The 20,377-nt window shown below is 62.1% G+C and carries 18 protein-coding genes and 1 tRNA gene; 8 read left to right on the top strand and 11 right to left on the bottom strand.

All coding sequences use genetic code 11. The annotated features are described in order from the left end of the window. Positions 1-176 precede the first annotated feature (176 nt). Entirely contained in the window at positions 177-1,244 is a 1,068-nt protein-coding gene (locus tag ACM6IP_RS11935; RefSeq protein WP_414861550.1) for a 3-deoxy-7-phosphoheptulonate synthase, read from the bottom strand. Between the two features lie 629 nt (positions 1,245-1,873). On the opposite strand from ACM6IP_RS11935, the gene ACM6IP_RS11930 reads away from it, so the two are divergent. The 6 genes from ACM6IP_RS11930 (at position 1,874) to ACM6IP_RS11905 (ending at position 6,392) form a co-directional block, all read left to right on the top strand. Beyond that, positions 1,874-2,632: a carbon-nitrogen hydrolase family protein gene (locus tag ACM6IP_RS11930; protein WP_414861549.1), complete on the top strand. Its 759-nt coding sequence runs from the start codon at positions 1,874-1,876 to the stop codon at positions 2,630-2,632. Continuing rightward, the gene (locus ACM6IP_RS11925) at positions 2,625-3,056 is read left to right on the top strand and encodes a GNAT family N-acetyltransferase (protein WP_414861548.1); all 432 of its coding nucleotides are present in this window, start codon (positions 2,625-2,627) and stop codon (positions 3,054-3,056) included. Before ACM6IP_RS11930 ends, ACM6IP_RS11925 begins: the two co-directional genes overlap by 8 nt. Positions 3,057-3,192: 136 nt before the next feature. Beyond that, the gene (gene uvrY, locus ACM6IP_RS11920) at positions 3,193-3,834 is read left to right on the top strand and encodes a UvrY/SirA/GacA family response regulator transcription factor (RefSeq protein WP_071555134.1); all 642 of its coding nucleotides are present in this window, start codon (positions 3,193-3,195) and stop codon (positions 3,832-3,834) included. Between the two features lie 2 nt (positions 3,835-3,836). Next, positions 3,837-5,660 carry an excinuclease ABC subunit UvrC gene (gene uvrC / locus ACM6IP_RS11915; RefSeq protein WP_095170423.1) on the top strand — a complete coding sequence of 608 codons (1,824 nt, stop codon included), beginning with the start codon at positions 3,837-3,839 and terminating at the stop codon, positions 5,658-5,660. Between the two features lie 32 nt (positions 5,661-5,692). Then, positions 5,693-6,253 (top strand): CDP-diacylglycerol--glycerol-3-phosphate 3-phosphatidyltransferase, encoded by a 561-nt coding sequence (gene pgsA / locus ACM6IP_RS11910; RefSeq protein ID WP_095170389.1) that lies wholly within the window; start codon positions 5,693-5,695, stop codon positions 6,251-6,253. A 63-nt stretch (positions 6,254-6,316) separates the two neighbouring features. Next, positions 6,317-6,392: transfer RNA gene (locus ACM6IP_RS11905), tRNA-Gly, on the top strand. 94 nt (positions 6,393-6,486) lie between these two features. On the opposite strand, the gene ACM6IP_RS11900 is transcribed toward ACM6IP_RS11905, so the two are convergent. The 3 genes from ACM6IP_RS11900 to ACM6IP_RS11890 form a co-directional block, all read right to left on the bottom strand. After that, a complete protein-coding gene (locus ACM6IP_RS11900; protein ID WP_095170390.1) occupies positions 6,487-6,945 on the bottom strand; it encodes a GNAT family N-acetyltransferase in 459 nt (152 codons plus the stop codon). Between the two features lie 148 nt (positions 6,946-7,093). Then, on the bottom strand, positions 7,094-8,833 hold the full coding sequence (locus ACM6IP_RS11895) for a dipeptidase (RefSeq protein WP_414861547.1): 1,740 nt from the start codon (positions 8,831-8,833) through the stop codon (positions 7,094-7,096). A gap of 172 nt (positions 8,834-9,005) precedes the next feature. Further along, positions 9,006-11,324, bottom strand: a complete 2,319-nt coding sequence (locus ACM6IP_RS11890; protein WP_414861546.1) for a glycoside hydrolase — start codon at positions 11,322-11,324, stop codon at positions 9,006-9,008. 214 nt (positions 11,325-11,538) lie between these two features. Between ACM6IP_RS11890 and ACM6IP_RS11885 the strand changes: the two genes are divergently transcribed. Both ACM6IP_RS11885 and ACM6IP_RS11880 read left to right on the top strand, forming a co-directional pair. Next, entirely contained in the window at positions 11,539-12,009 is a 471-nt protein-coding gene (locus ACM6IP_RS11885) for an anti-virulence regulator CigR family protein (protein ID WP_414861545.1), read from the top strand. Between the two features lie 99 nt (positions 12,010-12,108). Continuing rightward, positions 12,109-12,612: a hypothetical protein gene (locus tag ACM6IP_RS11880; protein ID WP_414861544.1), complete on the top strand. Its 504-nt coding sequence runs from the start codon at positions 12,109-12,111 to the stop codon at positions 12,610-12,612. A gap of 104 nt (positions 12,613-12,716) precedes the next feature. Here ACM6IP_RS11880 and ACM6IP_RS11875 read toward each other — a convergent pair whose 3' ends face one another. The 7 genes from ACM6IP_RS11875 to ACM6IP_RS11845 all read right to left on the bottom strand — a co-directional run bounded on the left by ACM6IP_RS11875 (position 12,717) and on the right by ACM6IP_RS11845 (position 20,335). After that, positions 12,717-12,944, bottom strand: coding sequence for a hypothetical protein (locus ACM6IP_RS11875; protein WP_401130436.1), 228 nt, complete (start codon positions 12,942-12,944; stop codon positions 12,717-12,719). A gap of 126 nt (positions 12,945-13,070) precedes the next feature. Next, entirely contained in the window at positions 13,071-14,057 is a 987-nt protein-coding gene (locus ACM6IP_RS11870) for a LysR family transcriptional regulator (protein WP_143501273.1), read from the bottom strand. 49 nt (positions 14,058-14,106) lie between these two features. Then, on the bottom strand, positions 14,107-15,456 hold the full coding sequence (locus ACM6IP_RS11865) for an amidohydrolase family protein (protein ID WP_159995240.1): 1,350 nt from the start codon (positions 15,454-15,456) through the stop codon (positions 14,107-14,109). Between the two features lie 164 nt (positions 15,457-15,620). Continuing rightward, complete coding sequence (locus ACM6IP_RS11860; RefSeq protein WP_095170398.1) at positions 15,621-17,021, bottom strand: NCS2 family permease; 1,401 nt, start codon at positions 17,019-17,021, stop codon at positions 15,621-15,623. 78 nt (positions 17,022-17,099) lie between these two features. After that, the gene (locus ACM6IP_RS11855) at positions 17,100-17,738 is read right to left on the bottom strand and encodes a glutathione S-transferase family protein (protein ID WP_401130441.1); all 639 of its coding nucleotides are present in this window, start codon (positions 17,736-17,738) and stop codon (positions 17,100-17,102) included. A 12-nt stretch (positions 17,739-17,750) separates the two neighbouring features. Beyond that, complete coding sequence (locus tag ACM6IP_RS11850) at positions 17,751-19,463, bottom strand: Rieske 2Fe-2S domain-containing protein (RefSeq protein ID WP_414861543.1); 1,713 nt, start codon at positions 19,461-19,463, stop codon at positions 17,751-17,753. Continuing rightward, a complete protein-coding gene (locus tag ACM6IP_RS11845; RefSeq protein ID WP_414861542.1) occupies positions 19,460-20,335 on the bottom strand; it encodes an aromatic ring-hydroxylating dioxygenase subunit alpha in 876 nt (291 codons plus the stop codon). Before ACM6IP_RS11845 ends, ACM6IP_RS11850 begins: the two co-directional genes overlap by 4 nt. Between the last annotated feature and the right edge of the window lie 42 nt (positions 20,336-20,377).

Genomic DNA, 20,377 nt, shown 5'->3' with positions numbered 1-20,377 from the left:
GGGTCGGGAATTGTTTCGCGTTCTCACTCTAATCCAGGCCACACCGGGGCGATGTGCGAAAAAGCCGCTGTCGGTTGCTGAAGGCGGAATAGAAGTGGCAGGAGGAGTCGGTGGTGAACCTTGCCGTTGCGCGCCAAATCGGCGCAACGGCGTATTCACTCAAAAGCCTGTGGGCTTCAGGTATTGCGCAGCTTGCGGCTGGCCTCGTGCAGGAGCTGCTCGGTCGCCTCCCAACCCAGGCAACCGTCCGTCACCGACACCCCGTAGCGCAGGGACGGCCCCAGCGCCTGGCACCCTTCGAACAGGTGGCTCTCTAGCATCATGCCGATCAGTGCGCGATTGCCGTTCAGGCGTTGCTCCAGCACGTCGTTGAACACCGCCGGCTGGCGCAGGGGATCCTTGCCGCTGTTGGCATGGCTGCAATCGACCATGATCCGCGACGCGATGTTCAGCCGCTGCAGGTCGTCCTCGATCCGGGCCACGTGGTGCTGGTCGTAGTTGGGGCCGCGATGGCCGCCGCGCAACACCAGGTGGGTGTCCGGGTTGCCCTGGGTCTGGATGATCGCCGGATGGCCCTGGCTGTCGACGCCGAAGTGGCGGTGCGGGTGGGCGGCCGAGCGCATGGCATCGGTGGCGACGCCCACGCCGCCGTCGGTGCCGTTCTTGAAGCCGACCGGCATGCCCAGGCCGCTGGCCATTTCCCGGTGGATCTGCGATTCGGTGGTACGTGCACCGATAGCCACCCAACTGAGCAGGTCATCGAAGTAGCTGGCGGCCATCGGTTGCAGCAACTCGGTGGCAACCGGCAGGCCGAGGCGCAGCATCTCGCGCATCAATTTCCGGGACAGGTTCAGGCCGCCGACCATGTCGTCACTGCCGTCCAGGTGCGGGTCGTAGGCCAGGCCTTTCCAACCCACCGTGGTGCGCGGTTTTTCGACATAGGCGCGCATCACCAAGAGCATCTCGTGACTGACTTCGTGGGCGAGTCGGGCGAGTTTGCCGGCGTATTCAAGGGCCGATTGCGGATCGTGGATCGAGCAGGGGCCGACGACAACCAGCAGACGCGAGTCTTCACCTTCAAGGATGGCGCGGATGGCTTGGCGATGGGCGGCGACCTGTTGGCTCAGGGCGAGGCTCAGGGGCAGTTGTTGCTTGAGCTGCAATGAGCTGGGCAGACGCTGGGTCAGTGCTTCATTGGCAGGGTTGTGGGTGGACAGCGGCAGAGCGGATACGCGGGAGTTCATATTCAGGCTTCCTGGGCTGGCGGCGGGTTCGTGCCCGCGCGCTCGGCCCTACTGGGGTGTTCGACAATTGGCCGTGTTGGCTGGGTGTGTGCGCTTGCCACCTGTGGGTGACCGATCGGAGGCGGCAGGCTGTCCCGAGCGGAGGCTGGTAAATCGCCAGGCGGTAAAACTGTCGTGACGGTAATAAGTGGTGTAGTTCATGGGGTAATTCCTTGAAGTCAGTGATGTTGCTAAAAAGTTAGGGCCTTGAAAAAACAAAACCCCCGGTCGGGGAGCCGACCGGGGGTTGAGAATTCTCTGGCAGGCGACCCCTTGAGTAGTGGCCGCCGTGTAGGTATCAGGCGCGCCAGTGGCTAAACCAATACCCAAAATAAAAGTTTGCTGGAGCACCGGTGGCATTCGCCCGTGCAGCCGCAGCCGAGCGCAGGGCGCTAGGGGTGCAAAGCTGGGAAGGGGTATGCGACATGCAGGTACGTCTCCGTTGAATGCCCCGAGCTTACTAGAGGCCGGGACGCAGTTTCAATCAGAAAATGCTATCGGGGTGAAGGTTGCTCGCTATGGCTTAAGTCGTGACGCGCTTTATGCCAGACTCGGCGATTGCCTCCGAACCCTCATCAAGGAAAGCTGGGATGACCACACTGACTGTTGCAGCGGCTCAATCGATCTCGATTGCCGGCGATGTCCACGCCAATATTGCCCATCACCAGCGTTTCATCATGGCCGCGGCGGAGCAGGGTGTGCAGGTGCTGGTGTTTCCCGAGCTATCCCTGAGCGGTTATGAGCGTGGCCTGGCGGCGCAATTGGCGATCGCCCCGGATGCGGCGTTGTTGCAACCCTTGCGGGACCTGGCGCGAGAAGTAGGCGTGACGGCTGTCGTCGGTATGCCGATTCGCCTGTCTGACGATTCCCCGGTGTTGATCGGCGCGCTGGTGCTGGCGGCCGACGGCTCGTTGGCCGTGTACAGCAAGCAGCACCTGCACCCCGGCGAAGAAGTGGCGTTCGCACCGGGGGCGGGCGGCGCACCCTTGATCGTGGGTGATGACACCATTGCGTTGGCGGTCTGTGCCGACTTTTCCCACGCCAGCCATGCGGCAGCAGCCGCTGAAGTGGGGGCGAACATCTATGGTGCCGGGGTGTTGATCACCGAAGGCGGATACGCCGCCGACAGCGCCTTGCTGCAAGGTTATGCGCGCGAACACGGGATGCTGGTACTGATGGCCAACCATGGTGGCGCGACCGGCGGCTGGGAGTCGGCGGGGCGCAGTGCTATCTGGGCAGCGGACGGCAGGTTGCTCGCCGCCGTTGCCGGGACGGGCGATGCGCTGGTGATCGCCCGTCGCCAGGCGGCGTTATGGCGCGGTGAAGTGGTGCCGGTGCAGCATGCCTGAGCCCGGATTGGCGCTGCGTCTGGCCACCACCGAGGATTTGCCGTTCGCCCGGGCACTGGCCCGGCGCGGCATGCTCAGTTATTACGTGCGCCATGACCTGTTGTGGCTCGACGAGGCCTGGGCCGGGCGGCAGAACTGGTTGATTTGCCAGGACGCGGCGGTGCTCGGCTTTACCAGCCTGAGTCGCGACGCTAATGCCCTGTACATTCGTGAGTTGCACGTGGTCGAGGCCGCGCGGGGGCGGGGTATCGGCAGTTGGACGATCGATCAGGTTTTTGCCCTGGCCTGCCAGGAGCGGCGTCCGGCCCTGCGTCTGACGGTGTTCACCGACAACCCGGCGCAAGCCCTTTACCTGCGCATGGGATTGCAGATTGTCGGGCAGGATGATTGCTTCTTGCGAATGCAACGCCAGTGTCCGCGTTGAAAGGTCTGTAAGGCGCGTAGTACAAGCGCTGCAAGATCTATTGAAACCATTTTAAATCTTGGGTTCTGCTAGGTCTGCCGGATGCTTTTTGCTAAGGTGGCGGGCAACCAACAAGACCATATCGCGGGGTGTCTGCTTGATTAGGGTGCTAGTAGTCGATGACCATGATCTCGTTCGTACAGGTATTACACGAATGCTGGCTGACATCGATGGCCTGCAAGTAGTCGGCCAGGCCGAGTCGGGAGAGGAATCCCTGCTCAAGGCGCGCGAACTGAAACCCGATGTGGTGCTGATGGACGTCAAGATGCCCGGCATCGGCGGCCTGGAAGCTACGCGCAAGTTGTTGCGCAGTCATCCGGACATCAAGGTCGTGGCGGTCACCGTGTGCGAGGAAGACCCGTTCCCGACGCGGCTACTGCAAGCGGGCGCGGCAGGCTACCTGACCAAGGGCGCCGGCCTCAACGAAATGGTCCAGGCGATTCGCCTGGTGTTTGCCGGCCAGCGCTACATCAGCCCGCAAATTGCCCAGCAATTGGCAATCAAGTCATTCCAGCCGAGCAACGATTCGCCGTTCGATGCCCTTTCGGAACGCGAGATCCAGATCGCCCTGATGATTGTCGGCTGCCAGAAGGTGCAGATCATCTCCGACAAGCTCTGCCTGTCACCCAAGACCGTGAACACCTATCGCTATCGGATTTTCGAGAAGCTTTCGATCAGCAGTGACGTCGAGTTGACCCTGTTGGCGGTGCGTCACGGCATGGTCGATGCCAGCCTCTGACAATGACTCAAGCCTTTGATCCAAGCGCCTTTCTCGCCACCTGCAGTGGGCGTCCCGGGGTGTATCGCATGTTTGACAGCGATGCGCGCCTGCTCTACGTGGGCAAAGCCAAGAACCTGAAAAAACGCCTGGCCAGCTACTTTCGCAAGACCGGCCTGGCGCCCAAGACGGCGGCGCTGGTGGGCCGTATCGCGCAGGTCGAGACCACCATCACCGCCAACGAGACCGAAGCGCTGCTGCTGGAGCAGACGCTGATCAAGGAATGGCGGCCGCCTTACAACATCCTGTTGCGCGACGATAAGTCCTACCCCTATGTGTTTCTTTCCGACGGCCAGTTTCCACGCCTGAGCATTCATCGCGGGGCAAAAAAGGCCAAGGGCAAGTATTTCGGTCCTTATCCCAGTGCCGGGGCGATTCGCGAAAGCCTCAGCCTGCTGCAAAAGACCTTTTTCGTCCGCCAGTGTGAAGACAGCTACTACAAGAACCGCACCCGGCCGTGCCTGCAATATCAGATCAAGCGCTGCAAGGCGCCCTGTGTCGGCCTGGTGGAGCCAGAGGTGTACGCCGAGGATGTGCGGCACTCGGTGATGTTTCTCGAGGGCCGCAGCAATGCCCTGACCGACGAACTGTCGGCAGGCATGGAGCAGGCAGCCAGCACCCTGGATTTCGAGCGCGCCGCCGAGTTGCGCGATCAGATTTCCCTGCTGCGCCGGGTCCAGGACCAACAGAGCATGGAAGGCGGCACGGGCGACGTCGATGTGGTCGCGGCATTCATCAACCCGGGTGGCGCCTGTGTGCACTTGATCAGTGTGCGTGGCGGGCGAGTGCTGGGCAGCAAGAACTTTTTCCCGCAGGTGGGTATTGAAGAGGACGTTGCCGAGGTCATGGCGGCGTTTCTCGGACAATATTTCATCAGCAGTCCTGAGCGCGACCTGCCGAGTGAGCTGATCGTCAATGTGGTCCATGAGGACTTTCCCGCGCTCATCGAAGCCATTCACGAGCTGCGCGGTCGCGAGTTGACCATCAGTCACAGGGTCCGTGGCACCCGGGCGCGCTGGCAACAACTGGCGGTGACCAACGCCGAGCAGGCGCTGGGCGCGCGCCTGGCCAATCGTCAGCACGTTGCCGCGCGTTTTGACGCCCTGGCTGAAGTGCTGAATCTGGATGAACCACCACAGCGCCTGGAGTGTTACGACATCAGCCACTCCAGCGGCGAAGCGACCGTGGCGTCCTGCGTGGTGTTCGGCCCGGAAGGGCCGTTGAAATCCGACTACCGCCGCTACAACATCGAAGGGGTGACCCCGGGGGATGACTACGCGGCGATGCATCAGGCGCTGACCCGGCGCTTCAGCAAACTCAAGGACGGCGAGGGCAAGCTGCCGGACATCCTGCTGGTGGACGGCGGCAAGGGCCAGTTGTCGATGGCGCGTGACGTGCTCAATGAACTGGCGGTGCCCGACCTGATTCTGCTGGGCGTGGCCAAGGGCGCGACCCGCAAGGCCGGCTTCGAAACCCTTTACCTGAATGATGCGGCCCATGAGTTCACCCTGCGCGGCGACTCCCCGGCGTTGCACCTGATCCAGCAGATCCGTGACGAGGCCCACCGTTTTGCGATTACCGGGCACCGCGCGCGACGTGGCAAAACCCGCCGCACCTCAACCCTGGAAGGGGTTGCCGGGGTAGGGCCGACCCGGCGTCGGGACCTGTTGAAACATTTTGGTGGATTGCAGGAGCTGTCTCGTGCAAGCATCGACGAGATCGCCAAAGCACCGGGGATCAGTAAAAAGCTCGCAGAGTTGATTTATGCAAACCTGCACAGCGAGTAGAATGCCCCCTCACCTCGTAGCCAGTTGTGCCGATGAATATCCCTAATCTGATCACCGTACTACGCGTTCTGCTTATCCCGATCTTTATTCTGCTGTTCTACATGCCGTATCACTGGAGCTACATGGCCGCCAGTTCGGTCTTTGCGTTCGCTGCGGCGACGGACTGGCTGGACGGTTACCTGGCCCGCCGGCTGGAGCAGAGCACCCCGTTCGGGGCGTTTCTCGATCCGGTGGCAGACAAGCTGATGGTCGCCGTGGCCCTGGTGCTGTTGGTCCAGGAGCACGCCAACCTGTGGCTGACCTTGCCGGCAGCCGTGATCATTGGCCGCGAGATCGTCATTTCCGCCCTCAGGGAGTGGATGGCCGAACTGGGCGCACGGGCCCAGGTGGCCGTGTCGAACCTGGGCAAATGGAAAACCGCCGCGCAAATGCTCGCGCTGGTGATCCTGCTGGCCAACCCGTCGGACTTCAGCTTCTGGGTACTGGTGGGCTATGCCTTGCTGCTGGTCTCGGCCGGCTTGACCTTGTGGTCCATGGTGCAATACCTGCGCGCCGCCTGGCCGCACCTGAAAACCGACGTGCAGAAAAAATAAAACTTTTTTGAATCAAAGGGTTGACGCGTATTCGAATTGCTATAGAATACGCCACACCAAGACGCGGGAATAGCTCAGTTGGTAGAGCACGACCTTGCCAAGGTCGGGGTCGCGAGTTCGAGTCTCGTTTCCCGCTCCAAAATATAGATCTGTAAAAGTCAATGACTTGTGCAGATCAACAAAAAAGACGCTTCGGCGTCTTTTTTCGTTCCAGTACTATCCGCCGACATCGATTATCCAACAAATTTGACATACACCAGTTCAGGGTCGTGTTCGTCAAGATTATCGATTCGCCCGCTCGGTACAAAACCCGCTTTCTTGAACAGTAACTGCGAAGCCGTGTTGGATGCATTGGTTGAAGCAAACAGCTTGGCTGTCTTGCACGCGGCTTCGGCTGCCGCTAGTAAATCGAGCGCTATGCCTTGCCGTTGCTGTGTCGGTGACACGACCACCAGCTCAACGAAGCCATGGCTGAAAAAATCATCGGTAAGTACCAGGTAACCTGCGCACTGATCGGCAGCGACGGCGACCAGGCATTGCTGGCGAACGACGGCATCATGGATAAAGTCGCGACGACTGGCGTGTTGCGTCGCATAGGTATCCAATGCGATCAGTGCGGGCACGTCCTCGGTCGTCCCGTGGCGGATGAGCCAGTTCAAGCTGATGGGGAACAGGGGGCTGCCGTGGGGCATTGAGAGCATCCTCCAGCCGGTGCTGGTATCGAACGTGTGTTCATCGATTGAGGGTATAGACCTTGTCCGTATTGGCATTCAAGGGCTGTGAGCTGCCGCCGCACACTGCTGCGTGAATCCCTGTGGCAGCAGGTGCGGCGGCGCTAGGTCAAAGCTTCGGCAACTGCCCGATACGCCCCATCATTTCCGTGACGATCTGCAGGTCCAGCATGAACTGTTCGACGGTTTTGAACTCGTTGTCGTTGTGCCCGGTGTACTTGACGTCGGGCATGGCCAGGCCGAATTGCACGCCGTTGGGCAGTTCATGCACCGAGGTGGCACCGGCGGAGGTGCCGAACTGGTGTTTCATGCCCAGGTTTTCGCTGGCCACGGCCAGCAGGGCCTTGACCCATTCACCTTCGGGGTTGCGGAACATCGGTTCGGCGATCGAGTAGTCGAAGGCTGGCGCGATCCCGGTCTTGTTGCTCCAGGCACTGAGTTTGTCGGCGATTTCGCTCTTCAGTACCTCGGGAGACTTGCCCTTCGGCACCCGCAGGTTGACTGCCAGCTTGAAGGTTTTGTCGTCCATGCCGACGTAGGTCAGGGAAGCGGTCAGCGGTCCCATGAAAGCATCGGCAAAGCCAACCCCCAGTTTGCTACCCAGGTAGTCCAGGCCCCAGTTGTCGGCGGCGTAGCGGGCTGCGTCGGTGATCTGGTTGTGCTTGAGCGCGACCTTGCCGTCGAGGCCGTTGATGAAGTCGAGCATCCGGGCCACCGGGTTGACCCCGGACTCAGGCTCGGAGGAGTGGGCGGAAACGCCAGTGACGATCAGTTGCACGTCTTTGCCGACGACCTTGGCGGTCACAGTGAAATTGCCACCGTTGCGCTTGGCGTAGTCGGCGCCGGCTTGTTGCAGGCTGGCGGCCAGTTCGGCGGGTTGCTCGGTGAGCAGGGTGGCGACCGAGGTCGACGGAATCTGGTTGGTCGCCAGCCCGCCGGTCATGGTGCTGATTTCGGCGCCTTTGCCCTCGGCGGCGCGCCGGGTAAAACTGGCCATGACCGTGCCGTAGCCTTTCTCGGCGATCACCACCGGGTAGCCGCCATCCAGGGCCAGGTTGTAGTTGGGCGTCGGATTGCGCTCGAAGTAATAGGGGATGGCATCGCCGCTGGTTTCCTCGGTGGTGTCCACCAACAGCTTGAAATTGCGTGCCAGTGGCAGCTTCTCGTCCTGGATGATCTTCATCGCGTAGAGGGTCACCACGATGCCGTTTTTGTCATCCTCGGTGCCGCGGCCGTACATGCGGTCGCCAATCAGGGTGACCTTGAACGGGTCCAGCCGGGTGCCGTCTTCCAGTACCCAGTTCTCTGGCGTCACGGGCACCACATCGGCGTGGGCGTGGATGCCGACGACTTCATCGCCAGCGCCGTCGAGGGAGATTTCATAGACCCGGTTGTCGATGTTGCGAAATTTCAGGTGAAAGGACTCGGCCAGGCCCTTGATCTTGTCGGCGATCTTGAGGAACTGCGGATTCTCGTGCTGCGGTACGCCTTCGATCTCGAAGGTCGGGATGGCCACTAGTTCGCGCAGGGTCTCGGTGGCAGCGCTGCCATATTTGACTCGCGCGTAGAGGCCCAGCAGGCGATGGATTTCATTCTGCTGCTCGGCGTTCAGGCTCTGGTTGGCGAGGAAGGCATTGATGGCCGGGGCGAGGTCGTCGTTTTTCGCCAGCTCGCTTTTGCTCAGGCGCGTGAGGAACTGCCTGAAGTCCGTGACTGAGCTGTTGTTGAAGGTCTTGAGGATGGCCGCGCTTTGTTGCGGGGTGATATTGGCGTGGGCCGGCGTGGTGAACGACGCCAGGCTGGCCAGCATCAGGGTGGTTGCGGCCAGGTGCTTGAGGGAAAAATCCATGGTGGTGGGCATTCCTTTGCAGGGGTGTAGGGGAGATGAAACAAATCATTTCCAAATTAACACCACAAGGCTGCGAAAGGGCAGCCCCTGAAGTGGGATCTGTCCCACAGAAATGTAAGTGCGCCCCACATGCCCAATCCTGAGCAAGGCGCCTGTACTTGCCAGCGCAGCCTTACTGTCCAGCGGATTGTGGACGTTGATCGACAGGTGGCCAGATTTTTTCCATCTCGAGTACTTCAACCGATCCGCCGGGGGACTGGACCGTTGCCGACAGCGCTGGGAGTATTTTTTTGTCCTGAGTGCGGGGCTGGCGGTCAAAGTTGACGGTTACGCGAGTGCCGTCGGCGAATTGTGAGCGCTGTACCAGGCGGTCGCGGGACAGGGTTTCAAAGTGAGTCATGGCCTGGGTGAACAAGCGCTGATGCAGGGGCGAAAAGACCCGGTCATAGGCTTGAATCAACGGCAGGTCGCGACGCAGCACCGGGTCGCTCAGGTGATACAGCGGTGGCACCATGTACAACAGTTGCAGCAATGCCGTCTGGTCGCGTTCGGTGGTGAACTTCAGCGAGCCATATTCCCAATGATGGGTGCTGACGATGCTGTCGTGCAGGGCGATTTCATACAGTGGCAGGCGAAACTGTGGACGCGTCACATAACGCGCTACCGAATCCGCCAGCGGTACGGGTTGAAAGTACAGCGAGGGTGCTTCCGGCGGCCAGTATCGGCCTCGGTAGTAAGGTGAGCGGGGATCCTGGATGGCGGGGTCCATCCAGGCAAAAGGCGGTGTCAGCACACCGTGGGCAAACGCCACCTGTGCGGCAAACATGGAAAGCACGCCCTCACTTCCGGTGACCAGGCCATGGGTCAGGGCAGGGTACTCCAGGCGCCGACGGTGGGCCTGGGCGTCGTCAGCCTGATTCATTTCCCGCCCAGGCGTGTAGTCCTCCAACATGGGGCCGGCGCCGTCGACGTCGAGAAAATAGCTGTTCAACTGCCCGGCCCCAGCGACGGCACTGATGCGCCGCTGGGCATAGGGCTCGACGACCTGAGGGTTGGCATACACCCCACGACCTGCAAAACCGACCGCAAGTTTACCGTCCTGGTCACGATAACCCGCGCCAGCCAGCGCATTGCCCATTTGCGCGGTTGGCCAGGTATTGGCCAGGTCCTCCCGATGGGCGCTGCCATAGCTGTCATATACCCCCACCAGATACCCTGCGGCTTTGGCAGCGGCCACGGCCTCGGGGCGCCAGAAACTCGATAGCCAGTTATCGGCGCCCAACCAGGCGCGCTGTAGTCCGGCTGTGCGCAAGGCATCGATGGTGCTGGTGGACAGTCCATCGCCCCATTGTGCCGGCGGCTGCAGGGTTTCACCGAAGGTCTCCAGCAGTTGTTCGCGAACCGTGCGCCCCCAGGCTACTTCGGCCATGGGGTCGTGCTTGCCCGGCAGCGGCGCCACTGGCATGCGGGGCACTGTCTGGCGCAGGCCGCTGTTGAGGGCGTGGATCAATGGCTGTCGCCGCCAGGTGCTGAGACTGCCGTTGACCGACTCGTTGAACGCCGCTTCGAATAGGTCCCGGGTCTGCGTGTCAAACAGCTGCCACACGCGAACGGCCAGGCTCCCCGATACCTGTCGGCCCGCCTGCAGGCGCTGGAGAAAGCCAGGCCAGTCGGCGATGTCGGCGGCTTTCAACAACCCGCTGTCCCAGAGATAGATGTGGGCGGCACCGCCGAGTCTGGCGGTGGCAGGCAGGGTCTTGATCTTTTCGTCCAGCGAGACGAACTGGCCGGTTTGTTGCAACCAGTCTCGGTAACGCCGCGCCCCGGCCATGACGTCCGGGCCGGCAATGTGCAGGCGTACGATGTAGGGTGCGTCCGGGGCCAGCCGGGTGAATGCATGGCGCAGTCGCATTTGCGGGCGCCCTCCGGTATCGACAATCGAAAATTCCGTGTTCAGCGGCGTCTCGACCATCCAGGTGAGCGAGTGCTTCTTGCGCAGTTCGGTCCAGAACGGCATCGACAATGCACCGGCGACACTTTCGTTTTGATAGCGGCGCACCAGCCAGTCCAGCCAGCCCGGATCGGTACTGGGTACGTAGTTGCCCTCGCCAAAGGGAAAGGCATAAGCGTCGATCGCAGAAGGTTGGGCCGAGATCGGCCAATCCAGCGTGGCGGGTTGTGCGGCGCGGATGCTGACCTGGAGGTCATTCTGGTCGCGCGTGACGGCGATATCGAAACGCTGTCGCCCCTGCTGGATCTGCCATCTTTCAGCAGTCAGGGGGGTGGTGTTTGCACCGCTGAAAGCGGGAGCCGCGAGGGGCAATGTGGGACCTGTAGGTGGCATGAGTTCGATGGCCAGGGTAGCCCGATCGATTCGCCAGGTACCGGCTGCCGTTGGCACTTCGTGCCAGTCCGTGACTGCGGCGAGGGCACTTACACTCAGGCCGCAGAGCAGCAACAGCAATATCCCACGAAGTACCTGCCAGGCCATGCCTCGACTCCTTGTCGTCGTCAATCACGCTAGCGCATGGGTTCGAGCAGTAAACAGCGGTCTTGCGCCGGTGACTGAGTACCGTACTCATCGCCGTCGCCACTGCCAACGGGTTGTTGCGTGAAATGCATTCAACATGTAAGCGCCGGGATGGAACTAACCTTCACGTCAGCCTCTATATTTCAACGGCCCCCAAAAAAACAAGGAACGCTCCATGTCCAGATCTCGTGCGTTGATTGCAGCTGTTACGTCTCTTGCATTGGTTTGCGGCTCGGCGTTGGCATGGGCCGATCCAGGGAATGGCAAGGGCCAGGGGAACGGCAAGGGAAACCCGCCCAATAGCCAGGCGCATGGCAATCAAGGTGGGCATGGCAACCAGGGCAAAAACCCCGCAGGCGGTGATTGGGGTAACGGTCCGAGCATCAACCGCAACAGTGTGCTGGGAATTGTCGGCGGCTACCGGGACTACTGGAGCCCCGGACCGGCCTTACCGCCTGGGATTCAGAAGAACCTCGCACGGGGCAAGCCCCTGCCGCCCGGCATCGCCAAGAAGCTCGATGGCCGGCTGGTTGGCCACTTGCCCCATTACGATGGCTACGAGTGGCAGCAGGCGGGTACGGACTTGATTTTGGTGGCCTTGGCTACCGGGCTGATTTATGAAGTGCTCACGGGAGCCTTTGATTAACGCACCCGGCTGTGGGCCTCCATCCGTCGTGTGGCTTGAACTGGATGGGGTTTTTCGCGTCTGACCCTATGCGGTATCCACCCTTATCGGAAGCACATCATGCTTTTAAAGAACAAAAGTCTGTTTGCTGTTATGTCCTGCGCCCTGATGCTTGCAGCAGCGCCTTTACTCCCTGCTGACCTGTCCATCATGAACTCCGCCTATGCGAAGGAAGGTGGTGGTGGTGGTGGTGGTGGTGGTGGTGGTGGTGGTGGTGGTGGTGGTGGCGGCGGTCACGGTGGCGGTGGCGCAGGTGCTGGCCATGGTGGCGGCACCGGTGGCGGCCACGCCGGCTCGGGTCACTCGGGCAGTAATGGCCAGGGCAAGGGGTTGAGCAGCGATCACGCCGGTAAGGCCGTTCGCGATCATGGTATCAGCGGCAATCAATACGGCAGTGAGCGTAATGATGATCGTGGGCATGGCACCACGACCTCGGGCATTGCCCAGTCCAAAGATACCCGTGGCGTGACTAAGGCCACTGCAATTTCGACTTCGACACCTGGCGATCACAACACCAAAGGCTTGAGCAAGGCCGGGCCATCGGCAACCAAAAAATCCTATTGATCGACCTTCGCTGCACCCACACGACACCTGTGCGCGTTGCGCGCAAGGGTGTCGTGGCACTTCAGCCGGGTCAGTGCGTCTTTGGCCGGTGAATCAGCAAGTGCTCAGTCGCCGTTGTACTTGGGTGCTGATCGGGTGCCAGGAACCGGACGAGCGCTGTGTCGGCCGAATGGCTCGGAGGCGCTGAGAATCGACAGTTCGATGCGTCCGCAGTGTGGGCACAGGGCCTTGATCTTGGCCTTGGCCGCGCTGTCGGTGTCGGCCATCACTTCGCCGTAGACCGCGTGCTGGGCGTGATCTTTCGGGTAAGCGGTGTAATCGTAGAGCCGCATGGTTCAAACCTGAGGTGGAGAGTCTGCCGCCGAACTCAAAGGTATAGGTCGCCAAGGCCGGTTCGTCCAGTGTCAGGTTTGAAAGGTGACTGGCGGTTCACCTTGCTACATCGGCTTTACGCTCAGTCACCCCGGCAGGGCAGGCTGCGAGTCCTTGAACTGGGCGAGCTCCAGGGTGATTTCCTTGGCCACCTGATTGATTTCGCCGCGCAGCCATCTGTGCGCGGGCGATGCGTGCAGGCGTTCGTGCCAGACCTGGGAGACGGTGAAGCCCGCTACCGCTACTGGCGGTTCGAACAGTTGCAGGGGGACTTCCCTGGCGATGCGCAGGGCCGTCAGCTCGGCGATCATGCCGATCATGTCGGTTTGCGAAATCAGGATGTGCGCCAGCAGGAAGTGCGGCACCGTCAGGGAGGTCTTGCAGCGGATGTCATGTTGTTCGTAGAGGCTGTCGATGGCCTCCTTGACCGCCCCATGGTTGCTGCTGATACGCAGGTGCTTGCCGTTGCGAAATTGCTCCAGGGAAAGGCTGCCGTTGATCTCTGGGTGGCCGACGCGCACCACTGACTTGAGCCGGTCGGAGAACAGTTTGCGCACGTGGAAGTTGGCCGGGGCAGTCTTCTCGTTCCAGATGATCAGGTCGAGCTTGCCGTCCTTGAGCAGCGGCAGATCCTCTTTGGGGCGCAGCGGCTGGATGTTCAGCTCGACCCCGGGCGCGACCTCGGCGAGGCGCACCATCAGGCGCGGCAAGAGGATAAAACCGATGTAGTCGGTGGTGGCGATTTCGAAGCTGCCCTGGAATTGCCCGGGGTCGAAAGCCTTGACCGGCTCGATCAGCTTGTTCAGCGCCGCCAGGCTTTGCTGCAACGGCTCCACCAGCTCCAGGGCGCGGCTGGTCGGCAGCATGCCACGGCCCATGGAGACGAACAGTGGATCGTTGAACAGCACGCGCAGGCGAGCCAGGGTATGGCTCACCGCCGACTGGGTCATGTTCAGTTGCTCGGCGGTGCGGGTGACGTTGCACTCGTTGAGCAGGCAAAAGAACACGTGCAAGGATTTCATATCGACGTTTTGCATGTGCCGGGCGCTGGCCTCGCGGTGAAGGATGGACAATACCGGCCGCCACTTTACCGAGGTTTGCGCCCGAAAGCTGGTCAACGCTTCAGACCATCGGCACCAGCGTATGGGCGAAGTCCTTGCGCCGCTCCATCAGTTGCAGGGTCTGGGCCTGCGCCGCCTGGAGCAAGGCCGTCTCGTCGACCAGGGTACTGCGGCCGTTTTCCAGGATCACCTTGCCGTCCACCAGCACGGTTTTCACGTTCGAGCCACGGGCCGAGTACACCAGGTTCCACAGCACGTTGGTCTGTGTCCCTTCCCAGACGATCGGGCACATGTTCGGCTGAGCCAGGTCGAGCAGCAGCAGGTCGGCACGCTTGCCGACTTCGATCGAGCCGATCTCCCGGTCCATGCCCAGTACCCGGGCACCCTCGATGGTTGCCATGCGCAAGGCGACATTCGCCGGCAGGGCGGCGGCATCCAGGCGGTGGGCCTTTTGCAGCAGTGAGGCGAATTTCATTTCTTCGAACAGGTCGAGGCTGTTGTTGCAGACGTTGCCGTCGGTGCCCAGGCCGACGCGGATGCCGGCGGCGAGCATTTCCGGAACCCGGGCGATCCCGCTGGCCAGCTTGGCGTTGCTGCTGGGGCAGTGGGCGACCGCGGTGCCGGTGTCGGCCAGGCGCTTGATCTCTTCATCGTTGAGCCAGACGCAGTGGGCGATCAGGGTCTTTTCGCCGAGGATGCCCATCTGGTCCAGCATCGGGATCGAGCGTTTGCCGAAGTGCTGGAGCACCGCCTGTTCTTCCTCCTTCTGTTCGCAGGCGTGGGTGTGGATGCCGATCCCGTAGTCGCGCGCGCAGTCGCGGGCATGGGCGTAGGCCTTGGGTGAGCAATAGAACAGGTGCTCCAGCCCCATCCACACTCGCACGCGGCCGTCGTGGGCCATGTGATGGGTTTCGATCAGCTTGCGGTTGGCCTCCGGGCTTTCGAAGAAGTCTTTGCCGGGCAGGTCGGCGGCATAGGGCGCCAGGTGTACTCGAATGCCGATTTCGCCGGCGGCGTCGGCGCAGCGGTGCATGAAGCGGTACATGTCCATGACGCAGGTGGTGCCGCTCTTCAGGGCTTCCAGGTAGCACAGGCGCGCGGCGTGGTAGGCGTCCTCGGCGTTCATGGCGCGGTGTTCGAGCTGGTAGTAGGGCAGCCATTGCATCAGCGGCATGTTTTCGGTGATGCCGCGCATCAGGCTGGAGTGCGAGTGGGCATCGACCAGGCCTGGCAACAGGGCCATCTGGCCTTGGCAATCGATGACTTTGGCGTCGGCGGGCAGGGGCATGTGTTCGCCCTGGCCGATGGCTTCGATGACGCCGTCGCGGATGACCACGTGGCCGTTGGCGAGGACCTGGTCCTGGGGGTTGACGGTGAAGATGATGGCGTTGCGGATCACGGTGTAGGTCATGGGTGGGTCCTTGTTTTTTTATGGTTGGAGGGGGGGCGCACGAGGCGGCCTGCTGGGTTCTTACTGTAGGAGCGAGCGCCCGCTTGCGGCGCCCGCTTGCGGCTTGCTCGCGATGGCGACTTGCGCCACACCATAGATCTCGGCAATGCCCCCAATCCCCCCACCTAATACTGCACCCGCATCACCAGGAACACCGACAACGCCGCCACCCACCACATGATGGGCTTGACCGTGTGTGCCTTGCCGATCAGCAACTTGAGCAGGACGAAGACGATGAAGCCCAGGGCGATGCCCAGGGTGATGGAGTAGGTCAGGGGAATCAGCAGGATCACCAGGAATGCCGGGATCGCTTCTTCATAGGACTTCCAGTCGATTTTGCTGATGGTGTCCATCATGAACACGCCGATCATGATCAGCACCGGCGCCGTGGCGATTGCCGGGACCAGGGACAGCAGGGGGGAGAGGAACAGGAATGGCAGGAACAGCACGGCGGCGACCAGGGCGACCATGCCGGTGCGGCCGCCCTGGGAAATGCCGGCGGCCGATTCGATGTAGGCCGTTGCCGGGCTGGTGCCCAGAGGCGCGGAGGCCAGGGCCGCGAGGGCGTCGACGTGCATTGACTGCTTGATGTTGCGCGGGTTGCCGTCGGCGTCCTTGAGGTCGCCCGCTTCGGAGATGCCGAGAAAGGTCGACAGCGACTCGAAGAAGTTGGTGAACACCAGCACGAAGATGTACGGCAGGTATTCGATGTGCAGCGAGCCCAGCAAGTCGACCTGGCCGAGGAAGCTGAAGTCCGGCGCGGCGAACAGGCCGCTCCAGTTGACCAGCGTGACCGTGCTGGCGCCTTCGGGCCAATAGGCTGTGGCATCGCCCCACAGGCGGCCGATCGGGATCGCCAGCAAGGTGGTGCAGATGATCCCCAGGATCAGCGCCCCCGGCACCTTGCGCGCCACCAGGGCAATGGTGATCACCAGGCCTGCGAGGAAGGTCAGGATGATCGGATTGAACGGTGCCGCGTGCACCACGGTGAACGGGTCGGCGCTGATGAACTTGGCGTTCACCAGGCCGATCAGTGCAATGAACAGCCCCATGCCACAGGAAATAGCATTGCGCAGGCTCGCCGGGATACCGTCGATCACTGCCTGGCGCACGTTGAAGAACGCCAGCACAGTGAAGATCACACTGGCCCAGAGCACGCAGCCCAGGGCGATTTGCAGCGGAATCTTGGCCCCGACCACCATGGTGTAGGCGAACAGGATATTGATCCCCATGCCGGGGGCGATGAGGATTGGGTTGCGCGCGTACAGGGCCATCGCCAGGGTGCCGAGAAAACTCACCAGCACAGTGGCAGTGACCCCGGCGGAGAAGGGGATGCCGGCCGCCGCGTTGATGTCCGGGTTGACCACGATCACGTAGGCCGCCGCGAGGAAGGTGGTGGCCCCGGCGATGATCTCGCGCCGCAGGGTCGAACCTTCACGATGGATGCCGAAGTAGTTTTCCAGCCATAACCTGAGTCTTGCGATTAACCCGATGGGCGCATCGCGCAAACTGACCGGTTGGTTCATGTTGATCTCCTCAAAGCGGCAAGGCTCGGTTGTTTGTTGTTGTTATATTTTTTTGGTTTGATTCGAGTCGAACATGGGTCAGGCGGTTGCAGTGGCGAAAATCCCCGACATCACAGTGAAACCGGGCAAGCGTTTGATCCGGTCGGTCCAGCGCCGGATCGCGGGGTAGTCGATCAGGCTGATGCCAGCCTCGTCGGACAACATCACATAGGGAAAGCAGGCGATGTCGGCCACGGTCGGCAAAGGTCCGCTGCAGACCCATCCCTGGTGTTGCCGCTCGCTGAACCACAGTTGTTCGTCGAGGATGCGGAACAGGGCGTGGGCGCCGTCGCGGGCTTTTTCGGCGTCAAGATCATAGTTGAAAACATCCGCCAGGCGCGCGGCCGAGGCAGTGGCTGTGATGCTGTCGGCAAACGCCAGCCACATGTTGACCTCGCCCAGGCGGCGCGCGTCCTGCACCGGGTACCAGGTGCCGCTGGCATCGTAGCGGGCGGCCAGGTAGGTGAGGATCGCCTGGGCGTCGCGCAGGACATATCCGTCGTCGTCGAGCACCGGCAACTGGCCGAGGGGGTTGATGGCCAGGAAGGCCTCGCCCTTGTGCTCCTTGCCCGGGTAGAACTCCAGGTCCACCGTGCTGAAACTCACGCCCAGCAGGTTCATGAACAGGCGCAGCTTGTAGCAGTTTCCGGACAGCTCGTAGTTGTAGAGTGTGATCACCTGCCTGCTCCCTTAAAGATCGAGCACCAACAGCTCGGATTTGCTGCGCGATACACAAGGCATCAGGCAGTGGTTGGCTTGCCGCTCTTCGCGGGTCAGGTAGACGTCGCGGTGCTCCGGTTCGCCATCCACCACCGCAGTGCGGCAGGTCCCGCACACACCTTGTCCGCACGAGGTGTCGAGCGTTATCCCGCGGGCCTTGAGGCTGTCCGCCAGGCTGACGCCGGCCGCTACGGTAAATTCCTCGCCGCTGCGTTGCAGGCGTACACGGAAGGGTTGGTCGTGGTCGTGGCTGACCTCGTTGGCGAACAGTTCGAAGTGCACCTGGCTGTCGCTCCAGCCGGCTTCGCTGGCCAGGGTGCTGACCAGGTCGATCAGGGCCTTGGGGCCACAGACATACAGGTGGGTGCCGGCGCTTGCCTGTTGCAGCACGATGCGCAGGCGTTCGCGGGTCTGTTGCGGGTCCAGGCCGGTGTGGATGCAGTTGTGCCGCAGTTGGTGCAGGCGCTCGGGGAACGCCACGTGGGATTCGCTGCGCACGAAATAATGCAACTCGTAAGGCCGTTCGGCGGCCTGCAGGGCCGCGCCCATGGCCAGCAGCGGAGTGATGCCGATCCCGCCGGCAATCAGAATCCCGGCGGTGCCTGGGACCAGGCGAAAATTATTCTTCGGCGCCGAGATGCGCAGGCGCTCACCGGCTTTGAGGTCGTGGTGCATCGAACGAGAACCACCACGCGACTGCGCCTCCAGCTTGACCCCGATCACCAGGTGCTCACGCTCGTCGGGGGCGTTGACCAGCGAGTACTGGCGCACCAGCCCGCCGGGTGTATGCACATCGATGTGGGCACCTGCTTCGAAGCTGAAGCCGCCATCGGCGGGCAGGGCCAGCTTGAGGGCGACGATCTCGCTGGCGGTGGTCCAGTGCTGCAACACCTCGACTTCCAGGGTCTGCGCCGGACGGCGTACCACTGTGGCGGGCGCGATGCGCAGGCTGTCAGGGGGCCGGCTGCTGGCGATCAGTCCGGCCTGGTTTTCCAGGCGCTGGCGCAGCACGTTGAGGATCCGGTTATGCCAGCGCAGTGGGTCGATGCCGGGGCGCCCGACGAGGGTGCTGCTGTGCACGATGGTGCGCTCGGCACTCGCCGGCTGTAGCCAGAATTGCACCTGGCAGGGCTGCTCGGCGCTGCGCCAGGACAGTTGCAATGTGTTGTCGGTCTGTTGCAGTTGCACCGAGTCGAGCTGGCAGTCCGGATCCAGTTGGGCGTAACCGGCCAAGGCCTGGCGCACGTCGACGAGGGCGGCCTGGAAGGGCAGGCTGCGCAGGTGCAAAGCCAGGGGTGGCAAAGCCGCTGCTGGCAGTTCTTGAGCCTGTTGCGCCTGCAGGTTGACCCAAATCATCCCGTGCGCTTCGCTCACCGCAAAGGTCCGCGCGCACACGCTGGCCGGCGGGGTGCTTTGCGAGGCCGCCGGAATCAGCGTGCAGCGGCCATCACCGCCCTGGTACTGCCAGCCGTGGTATTGGCAGCGCAGCCGGGAGCCGAGGTTGACGCCCAGGGTGAAACGCACGCTGCGGTGCGGGCAGCGGTTTTCCCAGGCGTTGACCCGCTGCTCGTCATCGCGCCAGAGCGCCAGTTCCACCCCGAGCAACTGACCGTGAAACACATGGTGCGGGGCCAGGTCGCTGCTCTGCGCCACCGGGTGCCAACGATTATCGGTCTGCTTCATGGCTGGCCTCCTGCAGCCTGTGTCGGCTGGTAAGTGCCGTAGCGAATGCCCTTGTCGCGCAACCAGCGGCGATAGGCACTGGACATCGCGTCGGCCCGGGTCGGGATCTCGAATTTCGGGTCCAGGGGCAGGGTCCGGGGCAGGTGGTTGGAGAGGATCATCAGGTCCTGGCTGAAAATGGTCTGCTGGAACAGGCGCAGATCGCGGTCGCTGCTGGTGGCGTCGACATAGGCCAGGACCACGTGGGCGATGCACCACTCTTCATCCAGCGGCTGGACAAACAGGCAGATGGCGTCGCGTCGCTCTGGCTGCTCGGGGCTGGTCTTGTACAGAATGGCGACGAAGGGGCGGGTCACGCGGTACACGTAGTGCGCCTCGATCGCTTGTTTCGACCCGGCGGCTGCCATGGGCTGGAATATGCGGCAGTCGGTGGCCAGGATCTCGTCCCGCTCCTGGTCGACCTCTACCTTATAAGTGCTGATATCGGTGTAGGGTTCGGCCCCGAGAAAGCCGGTATGGACGTAGGGGAAGTGCGCCATGTCGAGAAAGTTTTCCACCACGCGCAGGCCCGAGGCATGCACCTTCATTGAACCGGCCCCCAGCACCCGGCGGTCTGGTTCATCGAACTCCGCTATCTGGAAAAATCCCGCGTCGGGTTCGCCCAGGCAGACCCAATGGGTGTGATACAGGGTCGTGGTGCGACAAGGCGCGCCGCTGTCGTCGGCACGGATGGCGCTGAAGTGGCCCGCGCCGTCGCGACCAAAGCGGATCTCGTGGCCCAACAGCTGCGTACGGTAAATCCTGCCATCGACCAGGTCTTCCACGACGGCCAGTGGATACCACTGGTTCCAGATGCTCGATTCGATGCTCATAGGTTCCTCACCGGCGGATTTTTGTTTTTCCCCGACAGTAGA

The sequence above is a fragment of the Pseudomonas sp. IT-P176 genome (genome assembly GCF_949767245.1).
In the GTDB taxonomy this organism is placed as follows: domain Bacteria; phylum Pseudomonadota; class Gammaproteobacteria; order Pseudomonadales; family Pseudomonadaceae; genus Aquipseudomonas.
Note: the sequence above shows the minus strand (reverse complement) of the source record. Positions and strands in the feature narration are given on the sequence as shown.

What these genes read in the sequence shown, in the direction of transcription:
- ACM6IP_RS11925 (WP_414861548.1), top strand. Translation starts at nt 2,625, where the DNA reads ATGCCTGAGCCCGGATTGGCGCTGCGTCTGGCCACCACCGAGGATTTG.
- ACM6IP_RS11880 (WP_414861544.1), top strand. Translation starts at nt 12,109, where the DNA reads ATGCTTTTAAAGAACAAAAGTCTGTTTGCTGTTATGTCCTGCGCCCTG.
- ACM6IP_RS11860 (WP_095170398.1), bottom strand. Translation starts at nt 17,021, where the DNA reads ATGAACCAACCGGTCAGTTTGCGCGATGCGCCCATCGGGTTAATCGCA.
- ACM6IP_RS11900 (WP_095170390.1), bottom strand. Translation starts at nt 6,945, where the DNA reads ATGCCCCACGGCAGCCCCCTGTTCCCCATCAGCTTGAACTGGCTCATC.
- ACM6IP_RS11850 (WP_414861543.1), bottom strand. Translation starts at nt 19,463, where the DNA reads ATGAAGCAGACCGATAATCGTTGGCACCCGGTGGCGCAGAGCAGCGAC.
- ACM6IP_RS11895 (WP_414861547.1), bottom strand. Translation starts at nt 8,833, where the DNA reads ATGGATTTTTCCCTCAAGCACCTGGCCGCAACCACCCTGATGCTGGCC.
- ACM6IP_RS11845 (WP_414861542.1), bottom strand. Translation starts at nt 20,335, where the DNA reads ATGAGCATCGAATCGAGCATCTGGAACCAGTGGTATCCACTGGCCGTC.
- ACM6IP_RS11930 (WP_414861549.1), top strand. Translation starts at nt 1,874, where the DNA reads ATGACCACACTGACTGTTGCAGCGGCTCAATCGATCTCGATTGCCGGC.
- ACM6IP_RS11890 (WP_414861546.1), bottom strand. Translation starts at nt 11,324, where the DNA reads ATGGCCTGGCAGGTACTTCGTGGGATATTGCTGTTGCTGCTCTGCGGC.
- pgsA (WP_095170389.1), top strand. Translation starts at nt 5,693, where the DNA reads ATGAATATCCCTAATCTGATCACCGTACTACGCGTTCTGCTTATCCCG.
- ACM6IP_RS11875 (WP_401130436.1), bottom strand. Translation starts at nt 12,944, where the DNA reads ATGCGGCTCTACGATTACACCGCTTACCCGAAAGATCACGCCCAGCAC.
- ACM6IP_RS11885 (WP_414861545.1), top strand. Translation starts at nt 11,539, where the DNA reads ATGTCCAGATCTCGTGCGTTGATTGCAGCTGTTACGTCTCTTGCATTG.
- ACM6IP_RS11865 (WP_159995240.1), bottom strand. Translation starts at nt 15,456, where the DNA reads ATGACCTACACCGTGATCCGCAACGCCATCATCTTCACCGTCAACCCC.
- uvrC (WP_095170423.1), top strand. Translation starts at nt 3,837, where the DNA reads ATGACTCAAGCCTTTGATCCAAGCGCCTTTCTCGCCACCTGCAGTGGG.
- ACM6IP_RS11935 (WP_414861550.1), bottom strand. Translation starts at nt 1,244, where the DNA reads ATGAACTCCCGCGTATCCGCTCTGCCGCTGTCCACCCACAACCCTGCC.